This is a genomic window from Flavimobilis rhizosphaerae (assembly GCF_014852685.1).
Lineage (GTDB): Bacteria > Actinomycetota > Actinomycetes > Actinomycetales > Cellulomonadaceae > Flavimobilis > Flavimobilis rhizosphaerae.
In genome coordinates this window covers 144,533-160,445 of record NZ_JACZDF010000006.1, presented here as the reverse complement: position 1 = coordinate 160,445, position 15,913 = coordinate 144,533, and the positions used below count along the sequence as shown (strand labels likewise).

At 70.3% G+C, this 15,913-nt stretch carries 13 protein-coding genes, 1 pseudogene and 1 riboswitch; of the genes and pseudogenes, 9 read left to right on the top strand and 5 right to left on the bottom strand.

Annotation, left to right across the window (positions count from 1 at the left end; genetic code table 11):
- The first annotated feature begins 93 nt into the window (after nucleotides 1-93).
- The 5 genes from IGS67_RS11405 (at nucleotide 94) to IGS67_RS11385 (ending at nucleotide 5,949) form a co-directional block, all read left to right on the top strand.
- Nucleotides 94-978 (top strand): fumarylacetoacetate hydrolase family protein, encoded by an 885-nt coding sequence (locus tag IGS67_RS11405; RefSeq protein ID WP_192281070.1) that lies wholly within the window; start codon nucleotides 94-96, stop codon nucleotides 976-978.
- Nucleotides 975-1,739 carry a 2-dehydro-3-deoxy-D-gluconate 5-dehydrogenase KduD gene (kduD, locus tag IGS67_RS11400; RefSeq protein ID WP_328742522.1) on the top strand — a complete coding sequence of 255 codons (765 nt, stop codon included), beginning with the start codon at nucleotides 975-977 and terminating at the stop codon, nucleotides 1,737-1,739. The genes IGS67_RS11405 and kduD overlap by 4 nt, the downstream gene beginning before the upstream one ends.
- Nucleotides 1,740-1,845: 106 nt before the next feature.
- Complete coding sequence (locus IGS67_RS11395; RefSeq protein ID WP_192281067.1) at nucleotides 1,846-2,991, top strand: glycoside hydrolase family 88/105 protein; 1,146 nt, start codon at nucleotides 1,846-1,848, stop codon at nucleotides 2,989-2,991.
- Nucleotides 2,992-3,049: 58 nt separating this feature from the next.
- On the top strand, nucleotides 3,050-4,504 hold the full coding sequence (gene uxaC / locus IGS67_RS11390) for a glucuronate isomerase (RefSeq protein WP_192281064.1): 1,455 nt from the start codon (nucleotides 3,050-3,052) through the stop codon (nucleotides 4,502-4,504).
- Nucleotides 4,501-5,949, top strand: a complete 1,449-nt coding sequence (locus IGS67_RS11385; protein ID WP_192281061.1) for a tagaturonate reductase — start codon at nucleotides 4,501-4,503, stop codon at nucleotides 5,947-5,949. The genes uxaC and IGS67_RS11385 overlap by 4 nt, the downstream gene beginning before the upstream one ends.
- A gap of 205 nt (nucleotides 5,950-6,154) precedes the next feature.
- On the opposite strand, the gene IGS67_RS11380 is transcribed toward IGS67_RS11385, so the two are convergent.
- Entirely contained in the window at nucleotides 6,155-7,726 is a 1,572-nt protein-coding gene (locus IGS67_RS11380; protein ID WP_192281058.1) for an ADP-ribosylglycohydrolase family protein, read from the bottom strand.
- 98 nt (nucleotides 7,727-7,824) lie between these two features.
- Between IGS67_RS11380 and IGS67_RS11375 the strand changes: the two genes are divergently transcribed.
- The 4 genes from IGS67_RS11375 to IGS67_RS11360 all read left to right on the top strand — a co-directional run bounded on the left by IGS67_RS11375 (nucleotide 7,825) and on the right by IGS67_RS11360 (nucleotide 11,061).
- Nucleotides 7,825-8,484, top strand: coding sequence for an NUDIX hydrolase (locus tag IGS67_RS11375; RefSeq protein WP_192281056.1), 660 nt, complete (start codon nucleotides 7,825-7,827; stop codon nucleotides 8,482-8,484).
- Complete coding sequence (locus tag IGS67_RS11370) at nucleotides 8,481-8,630, top strand: hypothetical protein (RefSeq protein ID WP_192281054.1); 150 nt, start codon at nucleotides 8,481-8,483, stop codon at nucleotides 8,628-8,630. Before IGS67_RS11375 ends, IGS67_RS11370 begins: the two co-directional genes overlap by 4 nt.
- A 49-nt stretch (nucleotides 8,631-8,679) precedes the next feature.
- Nucleotides 8,680-8,794: riboswitch (SAM riboswitch) on the top strand.
- 14 nt (nucleotides 8,795-8,808) lie between these two features.
- Complete coding sequence (locus tag IGS67_RS11365; RefSeq protein ID WP_192281052.1) at nucleotides 8,809-9,468, top strand: hypothetical protein; 660 nt, start codon at nucleotides 8,809-8,811, stop codon at nucleotides 9,466-9,468.
- A gap of 279 nt (nucleotides 9,469-9,747) precedes the next feature.
- A complete protein-coding gene (locus IGS67_RS11360; RefSeq protein WP_192281050.1) occupies nucleotides 9,748-11,061 on the top strand; it encodes a hypothetical protein in 1,314 nt (437 codons plus the stop codon).
- Between the two features lie 136 nt (nucleotides 11,062-11,197).
- On the opposite strand, the gene IGS67_RS11355 is transcribed toward IGS67_RS11360, so the two are convergent.
- The 4 genes and pseudogenes from IGS67_RS11355 to IGS67_RS11340 form a co-directional block, all read right to left on the bottom strand.
- Nucleotides 11,198-11,674, bottom strand: coding sequence for a hypothetical protein (locus IGS67_RS11355; RefSeq protein WP_192281048.1), 477 nt, complete (start codon nucleotides 11,672-11,674; stop codon nucleotides 11,198-11,200).
- Between the two features lie 264 nt (nucleotides 11,675-11,938).
- Nucleotides 11,939-13,146: pseudogene (locus IGS67_RS11350) on the bottom strand (IS3 family transposase).
- A 72-nt stretch (nucleotides 13,147-13,218) separates the two neighbouring features.
- A complete protein-coding gene (locus IGS67_RS11345) occupies nucleotides 13,219-14,043 on the bottom strand; it encodes an energy-coupling factor transporter transmembrane component T family protein (protein WP_210767279.1) in 825 nt (274 codons plus the stop codon).
- On the bottom strand, nucleotides 14,040-15,887 hold the full coding sequence (locus IGS67_RS11340) for an ABC transporter ATP-binding protein (protein ID WP_192281045.1): 1,848 nt from the start codon (nucleotides 15,885-15,887) through the stop codon (nucleotides 14,040-14,042). The genes IGS67_RS11345 and IGS67_RS11340 overlap by 4 nt, the downstream gene beginning before the upstream one ends.
- Nucleotides 15,888-15,913: the final 26 nt, after the last annotated feature.

Here is a 15,913-nt window from a genome sequence, read left to right as displayed (position 1 = left end):
CGCCTTCACCACCCGCCCGGCCGTCCCGGCCCGAGGCCCCTCAACCTCTCCCCCACCCGAAGGCTCGCGCCCTCACCGTCCCCAGGAGGACCGTTGCGACTCGTCACCCACGTCCACGAGAGCTCCGAGCGCCCCGGAGCGCTCGTCGAGCACGCCGGCACCACGCGTGTCGTCGACCTCGCAGGCGTCGCGGCCACGACGCTCGACATCCTCACGGACCCCGCCCTCGCAGACGCCGCCCGCGCCGCGATCGACGCCGCAGACCTCGCCGCGTGCCCCGCGCTCGATGACGTGCGGCTCGCGCCGCCCGTCCGCCCCGGCCAGGTCCTCGCGATCGGCTACAACTACGAAGGCCACCGCGGTCCCACGCGCGACGGCGCCCTGCCGACGACGCCCAACGTCTTCGTCAAGACGCGCAACGCGCTCAGCGGCCCGCACGACGACGTCGTCCTGCCGAGGATCCCCGCGCAGGTCGACTACGAGGGCGAGATCGCCATCGTCGTCGGCCGCCGCATGGACAACGTCGCCGAGGCCGATGCGCTCGCGCACGTCGCCGGCTACACCCTGTACGACGACGTCACAGCGCGCGACTGGCAGCACGCGACGAGCCAGTGGACGCTCGGCAAGAACTTCACGGGCTTCGGCCAGCTCGGCCCGGCCGTCGTCACGGTCGACGAGGCCGGCGACCTCACGGGCGTCGAGCTCGAGGTCGAGCGCGACGGCGTCGTCGTCGCCCGCGCGACGACCTCCCAGATGGTCTTCCCGGTGCCGCGTCTCCTCCACCTGCTCAGCCAGGTCATCCCGCTCGAGCCGGGCGACGTCGTCGCGACCGGCTCGGCCGCCAAGACCCCCGAGGCCTCGGCCTCGCACGTGCCGCTGGCCGACGGCGACGCGGTGACGATCACCGCGACCGGGCTCGGCTCCCTCACCACCCGTTTTGTCGCCCCCGCGACCCTCACCACCGGAGACCTCCCGTGATCCTCGACTCCTTCCGCCTCGACTCCAAGGTCGCCCTCGTCACGGGCGCCGCCCGCGGTCTCGGACAGGCCGCCGCGCTCGCGCTCGCCGAGGCCGGCGCTGACGTCGCCGTCCTCGACCTGCTCGGCACGGAGGAGACCGTCGCGAAGATCGAGGCGCTCGGCCGCCGCGCGTACCCGATCGAGGCGAACCTCCTCGAGGCCACGCCGGAGGACCTCGACGCGATCGTCGCCGGGGTCGTCGAGCACCTCGGCTCGATCGACGTGCTCGTCAACAACGCGGGCATCATCCGCCGTGCGCCCCTCCTCGAGCACCCCGCGAAGGACTGGGACGACGTCCTCGCGATCAACCTCGACGCCGTCTTCCACCTCTCGCGTTCTGCAGGCCGCCGCTTCGTCGCGCAGGGCTCGGGCAAGATCATCAACATCGCATCAATGCTCTCGTTCCAGGGCGGCATCCTCGTCCCCGGCTACACGGCTTCGAAGCACGCGGTCGCAGGCGTGACGAAGTCCTTCGCGAACGAGCTCGCGGCGCACGGCGTCAACGCCAACGCCATCGCACCGGGGTACATGGCGACCGACAACACCGCGCCGATCCGCGCCGACGCGGCCCGCGAGAAGTCGATCCTCGACCGCATCCCCGCGGCCCGCTGGGGCACCCCCGCGGACCTCCAGGGCGCGTTCGTGTTCCTCGCGTCGCCCGCCTCGGACTACCTCAACGGCGCGATCATCCCCGTCGACGGCGGCTGGCTCGTCCGCTGACGCGGCCCCGCTCCGCCGGCCACCGCCCGACGGCCCGATGCCACCCGTCCTCTCGCGCGTCCAGCGCACCCGCATCCCCCGCACCACGCCCACCAGGAGGCCCACGATGACCGCCCCGACCGACGCCACGACGTACCCCTCCTACGGAGGACCGACGGCGGACTGGGCCCGGCTCGGCGCCGAGACGATGCTCGGCCGTGAGCCGAGCATCAGCCCCGCACGGAAGTGGCGCTACGAGGACGGGCTCGTGCTCGACGGCGTCCGCGAGATCGCGGCCGCGACGGGCGAGCAGCGGTTCCTCGACTATGTCAAAGAGAACATCGACGCGTTCGTCGGCCCGGACGGCGCGATCCACGGGTACGTGCGTGACGAGTGGAACCTCGACCACGTCAACAACGGCAAGGCCGTCCTCTCCCTCTGGGAGGAGACGGGCGACGAGCGCTACCGCACGGCCGCCCTCACGCTCCTCGACCAGCTCGAGCACCAGCCGCGCCTCGACAACGGGAGCTTCTGGCACAAGCAGATCTACCCGCGTCAGATGTGGCTCGACGGCCTCTACATGGGCTCGGTGTTCTACGCGCGGGCCGCGCGTGCGTTCGACCGGCCCGAGCTGCTGCCCGACGTCGTCCACCAGTTCCTCGCCGCGTACGACGCGAGCGTCCTGCCCTCGGGGCTGTGCGTCCACGCGTACGACGAGACCCGGTCGATGTACTGGGCCGACCCGGACACGGGGCACTCACCGCACGTCTGGCTGCGGGCGCTCGGCTGGTTCGCCATGGCGATGGTCGACACGCTCGAGCACCTGCCGGCGGACGTCGAGGGCCGCGACAAGGTCCACGCGAACCTCGTCGCGCTGCTCGAGGCCGTCCAGCGGCACGCCGACCCGGCGACGAACCTCTGGTACCAGATCCCCGACCAGCCGGGCCGGCCGCTCAACTACCTCGAGTCCTCGGGCTCGCTCATGATCCTCACGGCGATCGCCAAGTCCCTGCGGACGGGGCTGCTCGCGGGCGAGGAGTGGGAGCGGGCGCTCGAGACCGGCTGGGCGCACGCGACCGAACGGTTCCTCACCGTCACGGCGGAGGGCTGGGTCAACGTCCACCGCATGTGCGAGGTCGCCGGCCTTGGCGGCGCGACCCGCCGGGACGGCACGTACGCGTACTACATGAGCGAGCCCATCGTCACGAACGACCACAAGGGCGTCGGACCGTTCCTCCTGCTCTCCGCCGAGATGCACCGGCGCCGGGCCTGACGCCCGCACATCCCCCACCTGCACCGCCCTCCTCGACCTGCACCACCTGGAGCAACCCATGCCGTCGCCGTCGTCCACCGTGGACGCCACCCTCACCCTCCACCCCGACCGGGCGCTGCCCGCCGAGCCCGGCGTGCGCGCGATCGCGCGCGAGATCTACGGCTCGGTCGCCAACCTGCCGATCGTCTCGATGCACGGTCACGTCCCGGTCGAGTGGTTCGCCGAGGACCGGCCGTTCAGCGACCCGGCGGAGCTCCTCGTCGTCCCCGACCACTACGTCGTGCGGATGTTCGTCTCGCAGGGGGCACGCCCCGAGGACCTCGGCGTGCGGCCGCTCGACCCGTCGGCGCCGCCCGCGGAGAGCGACCCGCGGACGATCTGGCGGCGCTTCTGCGCGGGCTGGAAGCACTTCCGTGGGACACCGTCGCGGTTCTGGCTCGAGCACGAGCTCGTCGAGATCTTCGGCGTGCGCGAGGTTCCGAGCGAGGCGACGGCGGACGCGATCTACGACCGCATCGAGTCGGTCCTGCGCGAGGACTCGTTCCGTCCGCGGGCGCTGCTCGACCGCTTCAACATCGAGACGATCGCGACGACCGACAACGCGTGGGACACGCTCGACGCCCACGGGCGCCTCGCGGCGGAGGGCTTCGGCTCGCGCGTCCTGCCGACGTTCCGGCCCGACGCGGTGTGCCACCTCGACCGGCCGACGTGGGTGGACGACGTCGACCTGCTCGGCGCGGCCGCAGGCGTCGACGTGTCAACGTACGCTGGGTTCCTCGAGGCGCTGCGCGTCCAGCGCGCACGCTTCGTCGCGGCGGGCGCGCTCGCGACCGACCACGGGCACCTCGGCGTCGACACGACGCCGCTCGACGAGGCGGAGGCCGCGCGCCTCTACGCCGCGGCACGCACCGGTCGGACGACGTCCGCCGGGGCGCGGGCCTTCGCGGGCCACATGCTCTTCCAGATGGCGGCGATGGCTGCCGAGGACGGGCTCGTCATGCAGATCCACCCGGGTGTGCTGCGGGACTTCGACCAGGCCGTCCACCGGCGCCTCGGCCCGGACAAGGGGTACGACATCCCGCTCGCCGTCGACTACGCGCGCGGCGTGCGCCCCATGCTCGAGGCCTTCGGGCACCACCCGAACTTCCGGACGATCCTCTTCACGATCGACGAGACCGTGTACTCGCGCGAGCTCGCGCCGCTCGCGGGCGTGTTCCCGTCCGTGCGGCTCGGCGCGCCGTGGTGGTTCCTCGACGCGCCCGACGCGATGCGTCGCTTCCGCGAGGCCGTCACCGAGACCGCGGGCTTCGCGAACATGTCGGGCTTCGTCGACGACACGCGCGCGTTCTGCTCGATCCCCGCGCGCCACGACCTCGCGCGCCGGGTCGATGCCGGCTACCTCGCGCGGCTCGTCGCCGAGCACCGGCTCACGCTCGACGAGGCCGTCGACACGGCCGCGGACCTCGCCTACCACCTGCCTCGCCTCGCCTACCGCGCCGGAGACGCCCAGTGACGACCACGACCCTGCCCCGCCTGTCCGCCGCGACCGCGGAGCGCACGGCCCGCCCGATCACCGTCCTGCAGTTCGGCGGCGGCAACTTCCTGCGCGCCTTCGTCGACCAGATGATCCACGCCGCGAACACAGCGGGCGTCATGAACGCCGGTGTCGCCGTCGTCCACGCGACGCCCGGCCCGGACCGTGCGCTCGAGCTGCTCGAGGAGCAGGACGGCCTCTACCACGTGCTCCTCGAGGGCGTGCGCGACGGGGAGCCGGTGCGGGAGTTCACGCGCGTCGACGTCATCCAGCGCATCGTGCGGTCGCACGAGCAGTTCGACGCGTACCGCGAGCTGTACCTCTCCCCCGAGCTCGAGGTCATCGTCTCGAACACGACGGAGGCCGGCATCGCGTGGGTCGAGGGCGACGACGTGGCGGCGCAGCCGCCCGCGTCGTTCCCCGCGAAGATCACGGCGCTCCTCCACGACCGCTTCGTCGCGTTCGGCGGCGCCGCGTCCGCTGGCCTGCGGATCGTGTGCTGCGAGCTCATCGAGGACAACGCGACGACGCTGCGCGAGTACGTGCTGCGGCACGCGCGCGCCGCGGGCTACGGCGCCGAGTTCGAGCGCTGGGTGCTCGAGGCGAACTCGTTCCACGACACGCTCGTCGACCGCATCGTGCCCGGGTACCCGCGCGACGAGATCGCGGACATCCAGGCGGAGATCGGCTTCGCCGACGACGTCGTCGTCAAGGGCGAGTACTTCGGCGTGTGGGCGATCGGCGGCGACCCCGTCGTCCAGCAGGTGCTGCCGCTCGACCGCGCCGGGCAGCCCGTGCAGTTCATGACGGACATCCGCCCGTTCCGCGCGAAGAAGGTCAAGATCCTCAACGGCCTCCACACGGCGATGGCGGCGGTCGGCCTGCAGCTCGGGTGCGAGTCCGTGCGCGAGGCGTTCGAGCGGCCCGACGTGCGTGCCTACCTCGACGCGCTGCTCGAGGACGAGGTGCTGCCGTCGATCTCCGAGCCGCGCGAGGAGCTGCGGACGTTCGCCGCGAAGATCGTCGAGCGCTTCGGCAACCCCTACCTCCACCACCGGCTCGCGGACATCGCGCTCAACTCGGTGTCGAAGTGGGGCGCGCGCAACCTTCCCGTCCTGCTCTCCGCATTCAAGGACGGGCGCGAGGCGCCGCGCACCGCGTTCGCGGCCGCCGCGCTCCTCACCCTCTACGTGCGCGGCCCCGAGGGCTTCGAGCCGCACGACGACGCGGCCGTCGTCGCCGCGATCCGCGAAGCGTTTGACCCGGCCGACGTGCCCGCGTGGGTCCGCGCCTCGATCGCCGCGGCCGGCTGGGTAACGGACTGCGACGGCTGCCGCGACCGGCTCGCCGACGAGGTCGCGACGCACGCCGCGCGCATCCTCGAGGTCGGCGTCGAGCAGGCCCTCACGGAGCTGCCCGTCTGAAACCGCCGGCGTCCGCATCCCCCCGTCGCGGACGCCGGCCACCACGTACCACGGGACGCCGTGGTCGACCGAGAGCCAGGCAGGGGTGCCCCGGCCTCGGAACCGCCGCCCCGCACACCTCCTCCAAGGGTGTGCGGGGCGGCGATCGTGTGCGGGCTCGACCGCCGCGGCCGGCCAGTCGACAGCCGTCGTGCGCCCGGCACGGTCAGGCCGTCGACCCGGGGCGGTCCGCGCAGGCTGCGAGCCGACCCACCGCCTCGCGGAGGAACCTCTCGGGCTCACACAGCGGCAGCGCGCGCCGTGCCGCGTCCCACGCGTCCTCGAGCGTGGCTCCGCGGTGGCGGGTGCCGTAGAGAGCGGCGACCGCCGCGGTTCGCGAGCGTGCCTCGGCGCAGTGGACGAACACCTCGGTGCCCTCGGCGCGGATCTCGGCGATGACGTCGACGACGTCGGTGAGCGTGCGCTCGAGGTTGAGGTTGTGCCCCTCGCTGTCGATGAGCCGCACGCGGACGGACTCGAGCCCGTCGGGCACCTCGGCGGTGCCGACACGGCTCAGGGAGACGACGGCGCCGACGCTTGCGGGCAGCGCGTCGAGGGCCCCCTGCGAGCCGAGCCACACGCCGTCGTCGAGCGGGTGGCGCACAGGCGCGGTGACCTTGAGCCCCGGGGTGAGCGTGCTCGGTGCCGACGGCCAGCCCTGTCCGTCGGGCTCGCCGTTGCGGACCGCGAGCGCGGCGAGGCGTACGAGCCCGTTGGCGTCGGTCCCGGGCCAGCCGTGCAGGCGGCGCAGCCACGTGCCGGGGATCTGGGTCTGTCCCCAGAGGGCACCTGCGAGCGCGCCGGCAATGGCGGTGACGGTGTCGGTGTCGTTGCCTCCGCGGACCGCGCGGTACATCGCCTCGCGGTAGTCGTCGGCGCCCGCGACGGCTGCGAGCGCGGCCTGGAACGCGGCGACGACCCAGCCGTTGCGTGCGGCGAAGTCGCGCGGGTGGGCGCCGTCGGCGAGCGCGGCGTCGATGATCCGGGCCCAGCGGTCGCGGGGCTTGCCCGCGGGGACGTGGTCGAGGCCGCGGGCAACGTCGAGCTCGCCGGTGAGGATCGCGTGCTCGATCGCGAGGGACCACAGGACGCACGCGTCGGTGTTGTCCGCCTCCCAGTGGGTGAGGCTCGCGATCGCGCCCGCGGCGCGTGCGACGAGGTCACGGTCGGTGCGGGGTCGTCCGGTGCGTGCGGCGGCGGCGATGCCGGCGAGCCCGACGGGGCCCGTGCGCATGAGCGCGCCGTTGCCGGCGCTGCGCCCCGCGCGATTGTGGTGCTCGCGGGCGGCGCGCCCCGGGAGCATCCGGAGGTTGCTGACGTCGGAGAGGTCCTCGACCTCAAGATCGCCGATGTGGAGCAGGTGTGCGGTGCTGTCGAGGACCGCACGGGTCTGGTTGCCGACGTCCTTGGCGGTCCGGGACCATTCGATCCACTCGCGGACGATCGCGAGGTGCGCGCCGGTGTCGTCGAGCGTGGGGAACGGGAGGGTGCCGGGGTCGATGTCGCTCGGGGTGCTCGGGTCGAGGTCGCCCGCGAGGACGCGGAGGATCGACAGGGCCATCGAGGTGTCGTCGGTCCACTCCCCGACCGCGTGGCCGAAGGTTCCCACGCCCTGGACGGGAGTGAAGCTGTCGTCGTGCGCGGGGCCGAACTCGTACTGGGAGCCGAGGGCGTCGCCCGCGGCGGAGCCGAGGATCGCGCCGATCGCGCGATCGGTCTGGTGGGACGTGAGGTGCATGGTGCCTCCCGAAGTCTTTTGCTCGATTATCGTCTAACTACTGGGTCGAGCATGACACACCCTCGCCCTATTGCGCAACAGTCGCCTAAAGTTGGTCCATGCCCGACGACACCCCCGCCTACCGCGACAGCCATGGCCGCACGCTCACCGACTACCCGCGGCCGTCCGTCGCCGTCGACACCGCCGTGCTCACCGTCGAGGACAACGCGCTGTGCGTTCTGCTCACCCCCGAGTCCCGCGCCCACCGCACGTCGGGCTGGGCGCTGCCCGGCACGTTCCTCCACCCCGGCGAGACGCTGCGCGAAGCAGCGTTGCGCGCGCTGCGCACGAAGGCCGGAGTCGACGGCCTCGACCCGCGCCAGCTGCACGTGTTCGACGCCCCGGACCGTGACGACCGCGGCTGGGTGCTCTCGGTTGCGCACGTCGACGCTGTCCGTGCCGACCGCATCCCCCGCACGGCCACGACCCGCATCGTCCCCGTCGCCGAGGTCCCGCCGCTGCCCTACGACCACCGCGCGATCCTCGACGCGGCCGTCGACGACCTGCGCGCCGAGCACGCCGCGCGCCCCGACCCGCGCGGACTGCTCGGCCCCGAACCCTTCACCGTGCGGGACCTGCGCGTGCTCCACGAAGCGGTCACAGGGGAACGCGTCAACGCCGATACGTTCCGGCGCACGATGCTCCCAGGGCTGCGCGCCACGGGCGAGCTGCGCCGCGGCGCCCGCGGCAAACCCGCGGAGCTCTTCGTCCGGGCGTGAGCGCACGTCCCGCTGGCACATGGCGGCTCCACAAGACGTTCCGCGTGCTCGTCGACGACGAGGGGGTCCGGCGCACCGACCACGTGCTGCGGCTGCGCCGGACGGTCGCGGTGCGACTGCACTACCGGATGGAACGGGTGCGGTGAGCGGCCGCAGTTCCGCGAATGTCGGTGGCTCGGGGTAGCGTCCTCGACAGGTCATGAGCGATCAGCGACACGCCCTCCGCGTGCTGGTCCGGCAACCGCGCTCTCGCGCACGGTGCCCCAGGAGGAAGACCGGCCCGTCACGACCGTGACGGGAAGAGCGAACCACCGGAGCGACCCCATGAACATCGATCCCCGCACGACGCTCGACGAGCGCGGCTTTCTGCGGCTGCCGACCCCGGCCACCACGTCCCACGCCCGACACCACGCCCACGGTGTCCGCGCCCTCCAGCTGTGTCACGCATGCCTTGCCGGGGCCTGGGTGCCGAGCGAGGCCCGCGCCCGCCGCCTCACGTGCGACACCTGCCGCCACCTCGAAGACGTCCTCGCCACGCGCACGGGCCACGCGGCGGTCCGCGCCGTCATGAGCGCGCCCCGCCTCGAACCGTCGCGGTCGCTTCTCTCCGTGCGACTGCGCCGCATCCTCGACGCAGTCGGCCCCGACCAGGTGACGCGTGGTCCTGCTCGCCGACGGACGACGACGTGGTCCGCCGTCGTCGACGTGCTCGACACGAGCACGGAAGCGCGCATCCTCCGGTGGCGCGAATGGCTGCGCGCAGTCGCACCCTCCGACGCCGAGGCCTGGGCGGAGGCGCTCACCGACGCAACGTGGCTTGTCGACGTCGCCGACAACTACGAGCACAAAGAGATCGCGGCCCGGAAGGCCCGGGATCGCGCACGTCGTCGTGAGGATCTTGCCGTGGCCATCGCCGAGCTGAGGCGTGCGCTTCGGGCCGTGGTGCGGCCCGCGGGGCGGGGCCGTGGTGTCGGAGCCTTGTAGCGGTCGACTCGCGCATCCAGCACGCGTGCTTGCGTGGGGCACTATCGACCTGGCCAGCACCTCGACCGGTCCTCCCACAGCACCGGCGCTGCGACCAGTCCCACAGCTGGCGCGATCACGCGCCTCGGGTGCATTCTCGGCTCGGCACGTGATGCAGAACCCACACGTGATGCAGAACCCAACAGGTCCTCATCCGGACGCTCGAACGTGCCGATATCGAAGGGAGGCAACGCAGCACGGAACACTCCGGCAGCAGAACGAGGTCAGGGAGAGAACGGCATGTCGGACGAGATCCAGCTCATCAGCGACGGCAACGGTCTGGCTGTCATCGGACCGCAGAGTGCGATCGAGCTCTTCCTCACCTCGCACGAGCTCGAGTCCACAGAGATGTCGACATCGAGGCTCTCGAGCATCTTCGGCGGCATCAGCGGAGCTGGTCAGGCTGGCGCGACGATCGCCGAGAACTCGGGACGCTGGGTGCAGATCAGCGAGAAGTCGGCACGGCAGATCAAGCAGTTCGGTCTCATGAAGAGCCGCACGACCGGGCTCAGCCTGGGCACCGTCACGTCGCCAGAGACTGGGCGGATCAAGGCTCTCGTCGAGTTCACCAAGGGCCCCCAGGAGCTCGGGACGCTCGTCGGCAATCCTGCTGCGCTCGGCGGTCTCGCCGGCATGATGTCGCAGTACGCGATGCAGCAGAAGATGGATGAGATCACCGACTACCTCGCGGTCATCGACGAGAAGATCGACGACATCCTCCGCGCGCAGAAAGATGCAGCGCTGGCAGAGATGATCGGCGCTGGACTCATGATCGACGAGGCGCTCACCGTGCGGTCCGCGCACGGGACGACGGACGAGCTGACCTGGAACAAGGTGCAGCAGCTCCCTGGAACGATCTCCGTCACGCAGGCCTACGCTCTTCGACAGATCGACGCGCTCGCCAGCAAGGTCGAGGCGAAGGCCAAGCTCGGCGACCTCGCGAAGAACGTGGCCGACGTCGATGCGCGCGTACGGGAGTGGCTCGCCGTGCTCGCACGTTGCTTCCAGCTGCTCGACTCGATCGCAGTCCTCGAGATCGACCGAGCATTCGAGCTCAACCCGTCAACGGTCGACACCCACCGCCAAGGTCTCGAAGCAGCGAGGACCCGTCGGCTCGAGACGATCGGCGTCGCGACGGGACTGCTCCTCACACGGATCGAAGCCGCCGCCAAGACTGCGAACGGCAAGGTCCTCCTTCACCCAACGACTGCTCGCACGATCGTCGGATCGAGCAACAGCGTGCACGAAAAGGTAACTGCGTTCCACACCACGGTGGGAATCACGGTCGAGCAGGAGCAGGTGCGCGCCCGCCGCTGGGCCGAGGCCGCCGGGGAACTGCGCGACAAGGTGCTCGAGACCGGCGCCGAGAGTCTCGAGTCTGCGCGTTCGTTCAGCACGGAGACGCTCGATCGGGCCAAGACCGCAGCCGTCGAGACACGCGGACGTGCACTCGAAGCCACTGAGAAGGTCTCGCTGAGCATCGCGGAGCGTGCCGCCCAGAAGCGCACGGCGGGTGAAACCGAGACGGGGCCGGCCGAGATCGAGGCGAGCTAGCCGCTTCCGCCTCGCACAGTGCCACTCATGCGGCGGGGCGGGACCTGCGACGACGAGGCCTTCCGCACAAGCATCCTTCAGCGAGAACCGATAGCGAGACCTCGCCGAGACGGACGGAACGGGGCCCTCGTCAGGGTCACGCGAAGTCGTAGAGCCAGGCGGGCATGCCCAGCTGGAGGTCGACACCAGCCCAGAACTTCTCGATCTCCGCCCGGTCATCGTCGGAGGCGACCTGACCGACCTTCGCCGTCGCGTCGTCGGACACGATCCAGGCGACCCGAACTCGCTGCCCGTTCACGTCTTCCTCTCGGAAGACGGTGGCGGTCTCAGCGTCGCACGCGCTGTCCGCATCGTCGGTCCCGCCACAGACGACGACGAAAGTGCCGCGCTCCTGGAAGTGGACCTCGGACGCCGACTGCTTCGTGCGGACCGCTTGGACGAACTCCAGGAGAGGCGGCTCGGCTGCCGGCAACGCGACTCGTCCCTTGTTCGGGGACGTGTCGATCCGCTCGACCTGCGCCCGGTTCAGTACGGCGGCTGACGTTAGGGTGTCGCCCTCGTCTGTGAACGGGCTAGTTGCGGCTACGTACCCGAGTGAGGCCGTGATGACCACCGCCGCCATCGTCGCGGCTTTGGCACCTCTACGCATGGTCCCCCCTGTTGTCCGGTTGCGACTCACACGCTAGTAGATGGCAACTGGCTGCGTCGGCGGTTTCGGACAGATTCTTGAACCGCACACCTCAGGCCGCCAGGGTCAGCGGGTCTCGATGGAGCTCGGCCAGAGGCTGCGGGGCGCCCGCTGATTTCCTGGGAGCGGCCCGGGCAGGCGCCCGACCAGCGCCCACGGGACTGCTGCACGGATAGGTGACAGTCAGGTTCAGGCTGCGAGTGCGACCTGAGTGGTCATGATGGTCGCGAACTCGATCGGGGTCAACCGCCCCAGACGGAGCTTCCGCCGGCGACGGTGATAGGTCCTCTCGATCCAGGTGACGATCGCGATCCGCAGCTCCGATCGCGTCCTCCACGAACGGCGATCAAGGACGTTCTTCTGCAGCAGCGCGAAGAACGGCTCCATCGCCGCGTTGTCGCCGGCCGCACCGACCCGGCCCATGGACACGGGGAGCCCGTGACGGGCCAGGGCCCGCAGCACCTTGCGGCTGCGGAACTGACTTCCCCGGTCGGAGCCCGCGATGCATCCGGCCACGTTCCCGCGCATCGCCACCGCGTTCTCGATCGCACGCACGACCAGCCGAGACTTCATCCGAGAGTCGATCGCATACCCGACGATCCTCCCGGAGAACGCGTCCGTGATCGCGCACATGTCGACCTTGCCCTCGGGGAGTCGTGTGCTCGGTGATGTCGGTCAACCACAGTTCGTTCGGGCCGTCGGCCGCGAAGACGTGCCGGACGCGCCCGTGCTCATCAGTGCGAGCGCACAGGTCGTCGTGGACCGGAGGGCCCGGGCGACGGCCGTTCTTGCTCTTCTTCTTGCCGAACGACGACCACCAGCCGTTGGCCGAGGTGATACGCCACGCAGTGCGATCAGCCATTGGATGCCCGGCCGCGCGAGCCTCGTCGGCCAGGAAACGGTGGCCGAACTCCGGGTCGTCACGATGGGCGTCGATCAGCGCGTTCGCGCGGTAGGCCTGCGTGATCTCGGAGGAGGTGATGGGAGCCTTGAGCCAGCGGTAGTAGGGCTGGCGGGCGAGACCCGAGCACCCGGCACGTCACCGCGACGGGGACACCGTCAGCGGCAAGTTCTCCGGCGAGCGGGTAGGTCATCTTCCCGGCAGGTGCGCCTGAGCGAAGTAGGCCGCAGCCCGTCGCAGGACCTCGTTCTCCTGCTCCAGCAGCTTGACCCGGCGACGCAGCTCGCGAGCCTCCAGGGCCTCAGAGGGGACCTCTGCGGCCGTCGCGGCGGGGGCGGCCGCAGAGGCCTCTCTGATCGAAGTTCTGCAAGGAGGACTTGTCGACGCCGAAGTCGGCGGCGATGCGTGCCAGCGGCACGCCGGGGCCGCGCGCGAGGGCGACGCGCACGACGCCGCCCGAGGAACTCTCGGGGATAGCGCTTGGACATGGAGACATCCTCTCAGCGGTGCTGGTCAGCATCGCTGGTGGGTGTTACCTGTCCGGGCAGAAGTCCCGAGCGGGACAACCTCAGCGATGCACTGGGAACTCGGCACCAGCGACAAAGGCCAGGACGATGAGCCCCAGCGTCACCGCGAGCAAGGCCACGTCCCGCACGCGGTACCGCAGGTACCCCACTCGAATCTCGCGGCCGCGTCCGTCGATCTGCGCGAAGGTGAAGCCGCGGGTCTCGAGCGACTCCACCGTCGTCCGCACCGACTTCGCGGTGTTGAGAAAGATGGGATAGAAAGCCAGCACCGCTAACCGAGCCCACTGCACGCCGACTCGCCAGCCGAGAATTCCGCGGGACGACACCGGCGCCGACCGCAGGCGATAACCCTCGAACACCGTAGAGAACTGCTCGATCATGATCGGCAACATGCGATAGCCATAAGAGACTCCGAAGGCCACCATCGCTGGCATGCGGAAAGCCAAGAGCGCATCGGACAGCTTTTCTGGGTCAAGGGAAACGAACGCAGCCATCGACGCCAGGGACACCGCACCAAGTTTCAAGGTGAGTTCCACAAGGGCGACGACAGTGGCGCCGTCACCACCGAACCACCATGCCGCAAGCAGCAGATACACGCTCTCGGCGACGAGCCCGAACACAAACAGGCCCAGAATGAGCGGACCGACGCGGGCGAGCACGACGGAGACGACACCCATGGCGAAGAGCACCGCGAGCACCGTGAGGTTGTGCGTGAGCCACGGGGCGAGTGCCATGACGAGGTACCACACAATCACTGCGCGCGGGTCGAGAGCAGCGAACATGCCCCCGCGCGTGGCATAGGCAGTCCGAATGAGCTCGAGTTTGATCCACTCGACGGAGAGGACGTCGTGCTGCTGGCGCATCATGCCTGCCTTCGTGAAAGAGACTCGTCGTGGAGCTTCCCGGCCGACGGCACCACGGAAGCTGCACCCGACCGCGCGCGGGTCGCGGCGGCCGTTGCGAGGTCGGGATCCGGCCCTGGTGCGGACGGGGTCCCATCGCGACCGAATGCGGTCTGCAGCTCAGCGACCGTGAGCGGAACCGGGGAAAGTCCCAACCCGTGACCGATGCGGGTCACCTCGGGCGCGACGAGACGGCTCGCCATGAGGATCTCGGGGTTGGAGAAGAGGTCGCGCGGGCTCGTGTCACACACGATGCGACCCCGGTCCAAGACGATCACTCGGTTGGCCCACTCAGCCACCAGATGCATGTCATGGGTGGCCACCACCGTGCAACGGATGGAGTCGGCGAGGGCCTCGAGCATGTGCGTGACATCGTCTCGGGAGGAGACGTCGAGGGACGAGGTTGGCTCGTCGAGCAACAGCACCGTCGGACGCATGGCGAGGCCGATCGCCAAGGTGGCCCGCCGTTGCTGCCCGCCCGAGAGGCCACGTGCGTCGCGGTCAGCGAACTCGGTCAGGCGCACGCGGGAGAGAATCCGGTCGACGAGGGTGTCGGCGCCTGGGTGCCGACGCTCTCGCGGAAAGAGTGCCACGTCGTCGCGCACCGTTCCCTTGAGGAACATGAGTTCTGGGTGCTGGTGGAGGTAGGCCGCATACTCGGCCAAGCGCGGTGCAGGCTCTGAACGCGTGTTGGTGCCACCGTGAAAGAGGTTGCCGCTGCGAGGCACGGTGATCCCGGCGAGCAAGCGCATGAGGGTCGACTTTCCAGCTCCGTTCCCCCCGACGAGCGCGATCCGGTCGCCGTCGTGCAGGTCGAGATCGACGTGCGACAGCACCTCCTCGACGTGACCGTGCACGGAGCGATAGCCGTGAGAGACGTCCACGGCGCGCACGACGACGTCGCCGCGGACGTGTCCGCGGCGTGCGGCGTCGAGAGCATGGGCGTGGCCGGGCCACTGTGGAGAGGGCTGGAGGCCCGCGCCCGCGATTGCGCTGACGGCCTCCGTGACGGTCCGTGGAATCGCTTCAACACCGAGCGCACGCGCAGCGACGTAGGTCTGGGGGGCGGGAATCCCATGCTTCTCGAGTTCAGCGAGGCGGCCGAGCGCGTCGTCGATGGGAAGATGCCACACTGGGGTGCCCTCAGCCATGAGGACGACCGAGCGTGCATACCGGGCAATGAACTCCGCGTGGTGCTCGATCGTGATGATCGTGATCCCGTGCTGCTGGTTGAGTTCGGTGAGACGCTCGTAGAGGATTTCGGCGCGCTGCGGGTCGAGCTCAGCGACCGGCTCGTCGACGACAAGGATTGTGGGCTCCAGCGAGAGCACGGAGGCGAGCGCGGTGAGATGAGCCTGTCCGCCGGACAGCTGCCACACAAACTTCTGTGACAGCTCCACGATTCCCAGGCGTGCCAGGGTGTCGTCAGCTCGCTCGGCAAGATCGGCGCGGCCGAAGTTCACCGGGCCGAACCGCACTTCGTCGGCGACCGTCGGCCGCACCAGCTGGTTGGAGAAATCTTGGTAGACGTAGCCCACGCGGTGGGAGAGCTCAGCCACCGAGGACGTCCAGGTGTCGATGCCGTCGACCTCCACGGTCCCCGCGAACTCCCCTGACCAGTAGTGCGGGACGAGTCCGTTGAGCGTCTTGCACAGCGTCGTCTTGGCTGAGCCGTTGCCTCCGATGATGGCGACAAAGTCGCCCCGAGCAACGGTGAGATTCACGTTGCGCAGCGTGTCCTGCGCGGCACCGGGGTAGCGAAAACTGAGGTTCTCGATCCGGATGATGTTGTCAGGTTGTGCGGTCATGCGTGCCACCTCGGAGTCCAGAGTCT